This window comes from Limnofasciculus baicalensis BBK-W-15 (assembly GCF_024178385.1).
In the GTDB taxonomy this organism is placed as follows: Bacteria; Cyanobacteriota; Cyanobacteriia; order Cyanobacteriales; family Coleofasciculaceae; genus Limnofasciculus; species Limnofasciculus baicalensis.
Genome location: NZ_JAMZMM010000198.1, coordinates 1 through 11,193, shown reverse-complemented (window position 1 = coordinate 11,193; position 11,193 = coordinate 1). Strand labels below are relative to the sequence as shown.

Annotated in this window: 10 protein-coding genes and 1 pseudogene; 5 read left to right on the top strand and 6 right to left on the bottom strand. The window is 41.7% G+C overall.

Annotated elements, in window-relative coordinates; all coding sequences use genetic code 11:
- Window positions 1-280: 280 nt before the first annotated feature.
- Window positions 281-376 (bottom strand): photosystem I reaction center subunit XII, encoded by a 96-nt coding sequence (psaM, locus tag NJ959_RS18305; protein ID WP_254013177.1) that lies wholly within the window; start codon window positions 374-376, stop codon window positions 281-283.
- A gap of 331 nt (window positions 377-707) precedes the next feature.
- Here psaM and NJ959_RS18300 point away from each other — a divergent pair, with 331 nt between their 5' ends.
- Entirely contained in the window at window positions 708-1,412 is a 705-nt protein-coding gene (locus NJ959_RS18300; RefSeq protein WP_254013176.1) for a TerC family protein, read from the top strand.
- Between the two features lie 83 nt (window positions 1,413-1,495).
- Here NJ959_RS18300 and ndk read toward each other — a convergent pair whose 3' ends face one another.
- The 3 genes from ndk to NJ959_RS18285 form a co-directional block, all read right to left on the bottom strand.
- On the bottom strand, window positions 1,496-1,945 hold the full coding sequence (gene ndk, locus NJ959_RS18295) for a nucleoside-diphosphate kinase (RefSeq protein WP_254013175.1): 450 nt from the start codon (window positions 1,943-1,945) through the stop codon (window positions 1,496-1,498).
- A gap of 188 nt (window positions 1,946-2,133) precedes the next feature.
- A complete protein-coding gene (locus NJ959_RS18290; RefSeq protein WP_254013174.1) occupies window positions 2,134-4,227 on the bottom strand; it encodes a thioredoxin domain-containing protein in 2,094 nt (697 codons plus the stop codon).
- Window positions 4,228-4,951: 724 nt separating this feature from the next.
- A complete protein-coding gene (locus NJ959_RS18285; RefSeq protein ID WP_254013173.1) occupies window positions 4,952-5,677 on the bottom strand; it encodes a Uma2 family endonuclease in 726 nt (241 codons plus the stop codon).
- A gap of 164 nt (window positions 5,678-5,841) precedes the next feature.
- Between NJ959_RS18285 and NJ959_RS18280 the strand changes: the two genes are divergently transcribed.
- Window positions 5,842-6,423 (top strand): HD domain-containing protein, encoded by a 582-nt coding sequence (locus tag NJ959_RS18280; RefSeq protein WP_254013172.1) that lies wholly within the window; start codon window positions 5,842-5,844, stop codon window positions 6,421-6,423.
- A gap of 496 nt (window positions 6,424-6,919) precedes the next feature.
- Here NJ959_RS18280 and NJ959_RS18275 read toward each other — a convergent pair whose 3' ends face one another.
- Both NJ959_RS18275 and NJ959_RS30740 read right to left on the bottom strand, forming a co-directional pair.
- The gene (locus tag NJ959_RS18275) at window positions 6,920-8,236 is read right to left on the bottom strand and encodes a DUF6745 domain-containing protein (RefSeq protein ID WP_254013171.1); all 1,317 of its coding nucleotides are present in this window, start codon (window positions 8,234-8,236) and stop codon (window positions 6,920-6,922) included.
- 565 nt (window positions 8,237-8,801) lie between these two features.
- Window positions 8,802-9,071, bottom strand: a pseudogene (locus NJ959_RS30740) (DUF8820 family protein); the annotation flags it as partial.
- A 108-nt stretch (window positions 9,072-9,179) separates the two neighbouring features.
- Here NJ959_RS30740 and NJ959_RS18265 point away from each other — a divergent pair.
- The 3 genes from NJ959_RS18265 to NJ959_RS18255 all read left to right on the top strand — a co-directional run bounded on the left by NJ959_RS18265 (window position 9,180) and on the right by NJ959_RS18255 (window position 11,025).
- Window positions 9,180-9,320: a hypothetical protein gene (locus NJ959_RS18265; RefSeq protein WP_254013169.1), complete on the top strand. Its 141-nt coding sequence runs from the start codon at window positions 9,180-9,182 to the stop codon at window positions 9,318-9,320.
- Window positions 9,321-9,628: 308 nt separating this feature from the next.
- Complete coding sequence (locus tag NJ959_RS18260) at window positions 9,629-10,426, top strand: pentapeptide repeat-containing protein (protein WP_254013168.1); 798 nt, start codon at window positions 9,629-9,631, stop codon at window positions 10,424-10,426.
- A gap of 146 nt (window positions 10,427-10,572) precedes the next feature.
- A complete protein-coding gene (locus NJ959_RS18255) occupies window positions 10,573-11,025 on the top strand; it encodes a SufE family protein (protein WP_254013167.1) in 453 nt (150 codons plus the stop codon).
- Window positions 11,026-11,193 lie beyond the last annotated feature (168 nt).

Genomic DNA, 11,193 nt, shown 5'->3' with positions numbered 1-11,193 from the left:
GAGTACCATTATGGCGGGGGTCTTATCGCTCCCCGAACCCCTCATTAGGATAAATTTTATTTCGATTTGTTAAGTTTTTTACTTAACACCGATAATTCTATTTGATCTGGATTGACTCTGTTCCTGTTAATGAGCTTCCAGTAGGGAGTTGGAATAGAGGGAATGGAGAAAACCGCTTACCTCAAGGGAGGAGCTTGAAACCAAGGACAGATGGCTTCTTAACGCTACCTAGGCCTCAAATCTTTCTCCCCAACCCCCACTTCCCACTCCCTATTCCCTCTTACTTGTAGAGTTCCGCACCCAGTCGGTAGGCAAGGATACCGGGAATGAGAGCCAAGATTAGAGCTACGAAAACTTGAGTATCAGAAATAGCCATTGTTTACACACTCCTTATTTGTGAATATTTGGTGATTCTATCACCGAATGAAATCCTTTCGTTATCGGGCAGGGAACTGACCTAAACAGGGTATGGGGTGTAGGGTGTGGGGTGTAGGGGGAAAGATGAAATGCCCATACCCTAATTGGATTAACTCACGCAAGTGTCAGATTAATCCTTGCTCGATAACTTCTGAGTACATCCAATGTTGTTGCTTTTTGGGCAAAAATTACGGAAAATAGGTTAAGATAGGTTAAAGAAGTCATTAGCTTGACTTTCTCAGTGCAGGTGCGCAAAATGGTTGTAACTTTGTATTTAAAATCACTATTTAATGGCAGACCAAGTTTTTAACTCCCCTTTGAATGTAGGATTTGAAGCCCCTCTCGTCCTGCTGGTTCTAGTCGCGCTAGAGGCTGTCCTGTCAGCAGACAATGCGATCGCGCTGGCGGCGATTGCCAGAGGTTTGGAAGGGAGCAAACTCCAGCGTCGTGCCCTTAACTTGGGCTTGGTAGTTGCTTATGTCCTGAGAATTACCCTGATTCTGACTGCCACTTGGGTTGTCCAGTTTTGGCAATTTGAAGTCCTTGGTGCTGCCTATCTCCTTTGGTTGGTATTTCAGTACTTCACCTCTTCCGAAGATGAGGAACATCACCACCATGGTCCGGTGTTTACCTCCCTGTGGCAGGCTATTCCTGTCATTGCTGTCACTGATATGGCTTTTTCTTTAGATAGCGTCACAACTGCGATCGCTATTTCCGATCAAACCTGGTTAATTATAACAGGAGGGACGATTGGTGTCATCACTCTGCGGTTTATGGCTGGGCTATTTATCCAGTGGCTGCAAGAATACGAGCATCTTGAAGATGCGGGCTACATTACTGTTGGCTTCGTAGGTGTTCGACTATTGGTGAGGGCGATTAATCCGGAATTAGTGCCACCGGAATGGCTGCTAGTTTTGGCTATTGTTCTCGTCTTTGTGTGGGGATTCTCTTCTAAGAAGACGATGAGGGAAAGTGAAGTGGAGAAAGGGGAGTAGGGTTTTGAGTTTTGAGTTTTGAGTTTTTAACTTTTGAGTTTTGAATTACAGCTTTTAGCTTTTAACTCAAAACTCAAAACTTTTTATTCGTAAATCCAGGGGGTTAAGCTGGGTTGCCAGCTTGCCAATTCCTCATCCTTAAACCAGAGAGCAATCTCGGTTTGGGCTGTTTCTGGGGCATCTGAACCGTGGATTAGGTTACGGCCAACTGTTACCCCATAATCGCCGCGAATTGTACCTGGTTCAGCTTCAAGGGGTTTGGTAGCGCCAATAATTTTTCTGGCTGAGGCGATGACACCGTTTCCTTCCCACACCATGGCTGTCACAGGACCAGAAGTAATATACTCGATCAGTCCTGGGAAAAATGGTCTGTCTTTGTGAACCTCGTAGTGCTTTTCTGCTAATTCTTTACTGACATTCATCAGCTTTAGCCCAATCAGGGTAAAGCCTTTTGCTTCAAAACGCCGGATGATTTCACCAATCAGGTTGCGTTGTACGCCATCAGGTTTGATCATCAGAAATGTCCGTTCCAAGTTTTACTCCTCAAATTTGCTAAATTGATTACCAAATCTAGATTAGACCAGAATGCTGAGATTCGCAAATATTGGTTATTGGTTATTGGTTGTTGGTTATTGGTTATTGGTTGTTAGGGATTGCTTGTGAGGGATTGGTGATTGATGACTGGTTGTAATGCCAAATAACAAACAACAAACAACAAACTCTAACCTCTAGTTTGACTTTCCCTAACTTGTGCTAGTAACTCATCCCAAGTAGCAGGAGTCGGTTTACAACTAAGTCCCTGACAAACTAAACCTACAGCATCTTCTGGTAGATTAGTTTCCAATTGATATATAGTAGCAGGAAAATATTCAGCGATTAGGGATATAATGCGATCGCGCCCCGTGCGAACTAGGGTACAATTGCGAAACCAGTCCAACGCTGTAAATAAACTAGGACAGGCTGCCGACGACTGATTCATGACAGTACCAAAGGCTTGTAAAGCTTGCTCGGCGCGATCGAGGTAAGCTAGATCTTCAGTGACTAAAGCCAAACGGACTAAATTTGCGATCGCAACTCCATTAGCTGAGGGTGTAGCATTATCAATATAACTCCGTTCCCGAATCAATAAATCTCCACCACGATCGCTAGCTCCATTATAATATCCTCCCTGTTCCAAACTCCAGAGCAATTCATCAAATTCCTCTTGAACTTTGACAGCATTATCTAACCAGAAATTATAATTTATAAAAGAGGAAGACTCCTCCCCCAATCCCCACTCCGAAACCCCCAGGGAAGCTTGATGTAAATCCAATAGTGCTTTAATAAATAGTGCATAATCTTCCGACTGCGCCAATACCGAAGGTTCCCCATCATAATTAAGACGATGGAAACGTCCATCTACCCATTGATTTTCCAGAATAAACTGAGCCGAAGAAATTGCCAATTTCAGATATTCTGGTTGGCGAAATACGCTGTAAGCTCTTGCCAAGCCTGAAATCATCAAACTATTCCAGGCTACAATCATTTTAGTATCAGTTACAGGAGGAATCCGACCAAGCCAATTACCTGTTTTTGCCTCTTGATTGTTTCGCGCTGGCGGGAAAGTTTCTAATTTATCTGGAGATGAACCATAACGGATAGCAAATAGTTTGGCTAAAGCTACTTCTAAGGTATCTGTTAAGGTTTCAGAGTAACGGCGTTGTAAAACATTTTTTCCTTCAAAGTTACCCTCGCGAGTAACGGAAAATTCCTGCTGAAGTTCGGCTAATTCAGATGAAGTGAGAAAATTCTCTAATTCGCCATAACTCCAAACATAAAAATCTCCCTCCTCTGGTTCAATAGCAGTAGAATTAGTAAAATTATCAGCATCTTGAGCAGCATAAAAGAATCCTTGGGGAGAAACCATTTCCCGTTTCAGCCATTGGATAGTACCATCAACAGATCTTTTAAATGCAGCTTCCTGAATCCCGTCACTCCATAAATTAGCTAAATACTCAATAATTTGCCCATTATCATAGAGCATTTTTTCAAAGTGAGGAACCGTCCAAGTAGCATCAACAGTATAGCGATGAAAACCACCTGCTACATGGTCATAAATACCCCCTTTGGCTAAATCTAATCCGCGCTGCGCAACTGCTTGGCGGGCATCATAGTCAGATTCTCCATCAAAACGAGAGCCTCGCAGTGTCAAATCTGAATAGGGAATCATCGGAAAACTAGGTCCATAACTACTAGTTGCCACAATTCGGGTACTCTCGTCCATTCCTTGCCAAAGTAAATTAGCGCTTAACTCGTCCGATTTGGGTAGAATTATGGACTTCTGGAGGTTTATGAGAATTTCATCTTTAAAAGATTGTAGCTTAGTTTTTTCAATATCGTAAAAGCGGCGAATAGATTGTAAAACCTGCAAAAATCCCGGTCTTCCATAACGGGGTTCAACTGGGAAATAGGTTCCGCCATAAAAGGGTACTTTGTCATCTGGGGTGAGGAAGACATTTAAAGGCCAACCACCTTGACCAGTCATCATCTGCAAAGCCTGCATATAAATACTATCAATATCTGGTCGCTCTTCCCGGTCTACCTTAATCGGGAGAAAATGCTGGTTCATGTATTGAGCGATCGCAGAATTAGAAAATGCTTCTCCTTCCATTACGGTACACCAGTGGCAGCTAGAGTAGCCAATGGACAGAAAAATTGGTTTATTTTCAGTTTTCGCTTTTTCCAGGGCTTCATCGCACCAAGGGAGCCAATCGATGGGGTTTTCTGCGTGTTTGCGGAGGTATAGGCTTTGGGATTGGGCTAGGCGGTTTGTCATGGCTGCTAGTTTTACATGCTATCTGGTTTTAAGTGTATAGGTAATGGGGATCGTGGGCTGGGATGATTTCTCCCATGTCATTTTCTCCTTAGCTGTATTGGTTGAAATTATAGCGTTTGTCATGTTTATGGTATTTATACCTTAATGGTCTTATAAGTATTCTGCCTTTGTTAATTTTTGCTAACCTTAGCTTGACTTGAGCGTGACTTTTTAGTTATTCTAACTTTGCGACAATTAAAATAATCTGGAGCTGTCTAATGTCTTAACTAAAATGTGGTATTCCATACAAATTGAATGTAAAACTCAAAGAATGATCTTTAGAGATTACGATATTGTCCGATCGCTACAAGTACGGTAAACCCAATAATTTTAACATAAATAAAATCATGAATCTCAAACTAGGTCTCAGATCTAAACTATTCCGTGGCAATCCAATTCAACTTCTTAAGCAGAATCTCAAATCTAAAAAATATCTTAATGTAGGGTGTGGAAAAAACTTGCATAAAGATTTTATAAACCTAGACTAATACTGGAATCCAGGTTTAGATCTTTGTTGGAATATTTGCCAAGGAATACCGCTAGAGGATAATTCCTTATTAGGCATATTTACAGAACATTGTCTCGAGCATATAGACTATTTAGATGTTTATCAGAATCAAATTTATAGAATAGATGGGTTATAGATACGATAACCCACCTGAGTAAATTTCCCCCCACTCCCTACTTAAACTTCCGGTTCAATTCCTGCGGCGCGTAGTTGTGCAGCTAAATGTTCGGCACGTTGTCTTTCCTGTTGGGCACGTTGTCGTTCCCGATTAACTAACTCGGAACCCCATAATAATAACTCTCCATTTTCATCCCAAAAACGTAACCAATAACCCATGCGAGTTTGTCGCATTCCGTGCCAAACTCCTATAAATAGATTCATTGGCGCAATCCAATAGTGATTATTAGCATCAGGAGTTTCCAAGTGATACCTTCCAGAATCATCTAATTGATAAACTTCCAAATCTCCTGAATCAGGTTCAAAAATAGCGTAATAGGGAACTTCTAAAACTCGTTCGTAAAAAAACCACTTACCGGGAGGATAAGTTGGTTTGATAGAATATTCTCCTCCATCGGTATCGGAGATAAATTCCATCACAATTATAGGAATATCTCCTTCCAAACGCGGAGTATAACTGCGTTTTACTTCGGTACGGGGGACTCGTATAGATTGCACGTACCCCCAATCCGGTGCTTTGACTACTATTTTTTGATTGAAGGTAGCGCAGACTCCATAGTTAGTCATTGTCAGAGCATTATCTGGCAGTCTTCCGGCAATTTCCAAACTTTCAGTTAAAGCAGCAGCGAGGTAAGGTTGGTTGATATTATCCACTGGTTCATCATCTAAAATAAAGTCGTCGGGTAATTTTTCCCAGGTAATGTCATACTTGGCTTTAGTTAACATGGTAGGGTTTCCTCTTATGAAGGGGGAGTGGGAAAGAGTCAGTCTACGGGCGAGTCGCTATAATAATATATCGCAGAAACTCTTTAACCCTAATCGACTCGCCCTTTATTGGGAGTGGGGAGTGGTAGGATTTTGACTTGTGATTTTACATTAATAATTATCTAATGAAACTATCAGAACGATTTACAGAGGCATTAACTTTTGCCACTCAACTCCACGCTAACCAAATCCGTAAAGGTAGTGGTGTACCCTATGTTGCTCATTTACTCGCTGTTGCCAGTATTGCTTTAGAATATGGAGCAAATGAAGAAGAAGCTATCGCCGCCTTACTTCATGATGCTATCGAAGATCGAGGTGGTGCTGCAACTCGTAAGGAAATTCGTCGCCGTTTTGGGGATAAAATTACTGACATTGTTGATGGTTGTACGGATACCGATATTATCGGCAAACCACCTTGGCGACAACGGAAAGAAGCCTATATTGCTCATATTCCCACTGCCTCAGCTTCCATTCGTTTAGTTTCAGCCGCTGATAAACTTCACAATGCTCAATCTATTTTAAGAGACTATCGCCTATTGGGGGAAGAATTATGGCAGCGTTTTCATGGGGGTAAAGAGGGGACGCTTTGGTATTATCGTTCTTTGATAGAAGCTTTTCGTACTAATGAATCAACACCAATAATTGATGATTTGGAGCGGGTGGTGCGGGAATTGGAAGTTTTGGTGGCAGGGGCAAAGGAAAATTGAATCATTAGTTAGGGAAAAAATCAATTATCCTGGGGAATGTCCAAATCCGGAGTAGACAGTTTTCCCCTCACCCCCAACCCCTCTCCCTCAAAAGAAAGTCATTTACATAACGTAACAAATGAGCGAAGGCTGAAAGTGCCTTAACTTCGTTAAGTTTATTAAGATTAATTCTCAATACTTGACGAGATTGCGTCGTTTCAGCTACTATGGTCGAAAAATCCGAAGGATGGCTAATAACCTTTTTTATTTTTACATATCATTCTGAGCCACTTCAACATCTTATAGTCTGACTTAAAATATATCTATAAGTTGCAATAATTTGTCGCCAAACCTGCCCCTACAGATATGATAGGTGTTTAACCGGAAATAATGAGTAGTTGGACAAAATTAATTACACAAAATAGAATCTGAAATTCGCTCCCAGTGAGACTTACAAAAATATAGATGTGTAAATATTCCTGTCCAGGTCTTTATAAAAGAAGTGAGAAATTTTCCATCACGATTCAATAGCAAATCTTTCTGGATCGACTCCCCAATTAACCCAGCGAATTGCATTCCTAGCCGATGTAATATCCGGTGGTACTCGTAAAGCATGAATAAACCCCGTACTAGGGCAAGTCATTTTTAACAGAAAAACAGGCATACCATCATTATCATCAATAAATTCATCAATTCTTAGTAAGGTATATTCTCGCCAGGAATCAACTGCTGTCGCCTCTAATTCTTGGCAAATGCGATCGTAACCAATCCCTTCTAGTAATACCCGCCTCACTTCTGCATTATTTTCTGTCAGTAACCACTCGGCTTGCCATGATTCTGGATGGAGTTGTCCGTATTTTTTGGGGATAACGACACCATGATGGAGGTAGAGGCTGTATTCATCAGCAAATAGCAGGGCTACTTCTGCTTCGGCATGGATCGTGCGATCGCGATCGCGGGATAGTTTAATTGGGCGCTCGCAAACAATGCAAGTCTTTTCAAAGGGGAAAATCCAACCACAATTATTAGCAATAGACTGAAATATCTCCCAGTTTTCTTTGGGATAGCTGCACTTAAATACTGATATACCAATATCTAACCAATTAGCACGATTAATCCATTGTGCTGGATGAATGCTATTGGTATAAAATAGAGGTTTTACAAATAGATTTCCCAATCTCCCAACCATTTGGCTTGATTCTTGTTTTTGGAGTAATTTTTCCAAACGGTCAATAATTTTGATTGTGCTTGACTGCTGCATTCGCGGCTTTAGTTGTTGGATTAATCTTTTGACTAATTGGCTATTCAGTTGGTTTTCTAGTTGGCTTATTAATTGACTATTCCGTTGCTCTTCTCCTTCATATTCCAATGCTTGGAGAATTTGGTTTTTCAGTTGAATAGGGATTTTTAAATCAATTTTATTATTTAAGTCGTTTGTTAGTTTGCTATCGATTTGACTGGCAAGTTGAGTACCTAAATGCTTTTCTAGTTGCTTTTTTAAAGGCATAGTCAATTGACCAATTAATTGTCTGAGTAATTCACCTTCATTATTAAATCCCTGGGCTATTTGGATCTCTATTTGCTCGATCAGTTTACTATCTAACTCCTGTACGAGTTGAGTTGTCACTGCCACCAAGGCTCCATGAGGGCTATCAAAAAACACAATATATGGTTCCGCTTTACCAAGTAAGCTGTAGGCAGATTTTATAGCAGAAGTGGCTTTGTCTCGATTGATAGGTTCATTTGAATCGGCAAGCAATCTCCATTTTTTATGAGTAGCGACAATCAAATTCTTCTGCTTATCGTTCAGTGTTTTCGGCTTATTCCACCACATGATTATATCTGCCTTTTTTTCATCTAGTAATGACTAGCTATGGGCTAAATTTTCAGCTACTCTCAACTTCCATCTCAAATAATTAAAATAGGGTTTATATATACTAAGCCTCTAGATCTATGGTGCTTTCCCCAACCCTAATCCACCCAAAATGGTGGAATATAAAATAGGTTGGTAGTGGGGGCTTAAGCCCCTACTACGAACTAATCTCGGTGGGGGCTTAAGCCCCTACTACGAACTAATCTCGGTTTGGCTCTTATTACCTAGTTTGATTGATTTTAGCATCCCGAGCTTAGTCAACAACTTCTCGCCAATTATTCTGTCCCACTTTTGTTACTCTAGGCACTTCAAAGGGATCGGGCGAGGAATTGGGTAGGGGTACAATTTCTTCAATTAGATCGGGTGATGTTCCTGGTTGATTACTGCGGCTTTGTGGTGACACAACTTTTTGTTTGGAGGATTTTGCTCGATCGGATACTTTAGTTCGTTTTTCCTGGGTTTGCGGGATAACATTATCCTGAAATTCTGAATCATTTTTTCGTGGAGGAGTGGGTGAATTCCGTTTCTGCGGAGCATATTCTCGCTGAATTCGCACCATCCAATTGCCTTGGGGAATGGGTAATGCTTCATGTTCCTCGTGGCTTAAGGTTGCTTTCTTGGAGAGAATGGACAGATAGAGAGTACCGTCTTTGTCGTATAATTCAGCCTCTCCGTTACTAATTCGGTGGCTATGACCTGTCACTTCACCTTCTGCTAAGGTTAAATGGGTCAGCTTTTTACCAGTAATTTCTGGTACTGACAGTAAAATGACATCACCTTGTCTAATTGGTCTCATTGGGGTTGCTCCATATTGGGGATTGGGTAAAACTTATCTCGTCGTGTCAACTCCTGTCTTCTATTAAGGCGAGTCGCTCGTTGGCTGTTTCTGGCTGGTAATAGAGGAATGGATAATATTAAAGTAAAGAAATTTCAAAATGTAGAATTAGCAATTTCAGCAAAGCAACTGGGAAGTTGGACGATTAGGTTACTTTTACCTCCTGACTATCGATTGGCGATCGCACGTCTGCTAGCCTGCTTGAGGTAAATACTTCAATTGTATGGAAAACTCTGGGTATCCTGCAACAAGCTAAGGCTAACTTCATGGATTCTTTAAAATACAGGCGAATTTATGGTGTACTTGAAGCAGTTACACCAGCCCGATCCCCCATTACCCATTCTTATATCTGCTGTTCCATTACCCATATCCTGGCTAAAATAAACATAATACACCCAAATATATCCAGAAACCGGGTTTCTGGGAGAAACCCGGTTTCTTAGCCCATATAAATTTTAGGTTAAATTCTGCCTACTTACTCAGAATATTGCGTAGCCCATTCACCACCGAACTGTGTTATGAAACGAACAAACCTCACCGCTACTCTTTTCACTGCGATCGGTATAAGTGCGATCGCATTCACCAATACCCCCTACTCCATCGCTAGTGCGGAAAATCTGCAAGATACTCAGCAGCTACTTTCTACCAAAGAATGTCCCAAATGTAACCTGACAGGTACGGGTTTGGTTGTAGCAGACTTGGCAGGTGCTAATTTAAGTGGGGCAGATTTGAGTCGTGCTAATCTCAGTCGTGCTAATTTGATGGGGGCTGACTTAACTCAGGCGAATCTCACCGGAGCTTCCCTCAATGGTGCTAACCTCGCAGGCGCTAACCTGAGCGGTGCGATTCTGGATGGGACAGATTTGCGAGATGCTTATCTGGTGAATGCCCAATTATTCGGTACTAGTCTCAATCGGGCTTATATTCAAGGAACTATTGGCATTCCTCTCTATGCGGGTACGCCAGAAGATTTCTATGCTTGGGGGGTAGTTGAAGCAGAAAGAGGTAATTACAGGGCGGCTATTGAAAATTATAACCAAGCTCTCAGCATTAAGGAGGACTTTGCGGCAGCTTTCCTGGCACGGGGAATTGCCCGTTTGCGTCTCTCTGATGAAGGTGGCGCTACTCAAGATGCTCAGATTGCTGGTAAACTTTTTACCGATCAAGGAAATGCACCGGGTTACCAAGCATCTCAGAATCTGATTGTACTGGCAGAAATTACCAAGAATCCACCAAAAGCTAGCGATCGCCCTTCTCTGGGAAATGCTTTACTAGGTATAGGCTCTCTATTGTTACAGTTTCTTTCTCCGTTGTGAGTCGTAACGCAGGGGCGAGTCGCTACTACAATCTTTGATGCTCACAGATAACCCTAATCGACTCGCCCTCTCTATCGGGGAATCGGGAATCGGGATATAACTCTCTGATATAGTATCGAAATAGATATTAATTCTTAGATATTGGCATGTTATCAACCTCAACCTCTTTACCAGATGCTCTCGCTAAAATAGTAGATCGATTTAAGCGGCGGACAAATCCTAAGCAGCGTTACGAGCAGTTACTCTGGTATGCCAAGCGGCTGAAGGATATGTCAGAAGTGGATAAAACACCGGAAAATAAGGTATCGGGCTGCGTGTCTCAGGTTTTTATTACGGCTAATCTGGAAGATGGGAAGGTTTGGTATCAAGGAGATTCTGATGCGCAGTTGGTAAAAGGGTTAGTGGCGCTGTTGATTGAAGGACTTAATGGGTTGACTCCAGAGGAAATTGTACAGGTTTCGCCTGACTTTATTCAAGAGATGGGTTTGAATGTTAGTCTGACTCCTTCCCGTGCTAATGGATTTTACAATATTTTTCAGATCATGAAGAAAAAGGCGTTGGGATTCCAATTGGGAACATCTATCGAGCCGCTTAATTAGGTATAATTTAACCGAAAATTCCATAGGGCTAATATCCCCGACTTCTTGGAGAAGTTGGGGATATTGCTTTAATCGTAAGTGGGATATACTGAGATCTTGCACCAATGTTAAATGGCGGTTAAAACCGCATCTACACAAACAAAACCCGCCTGCGCGGGTTAGTCAATA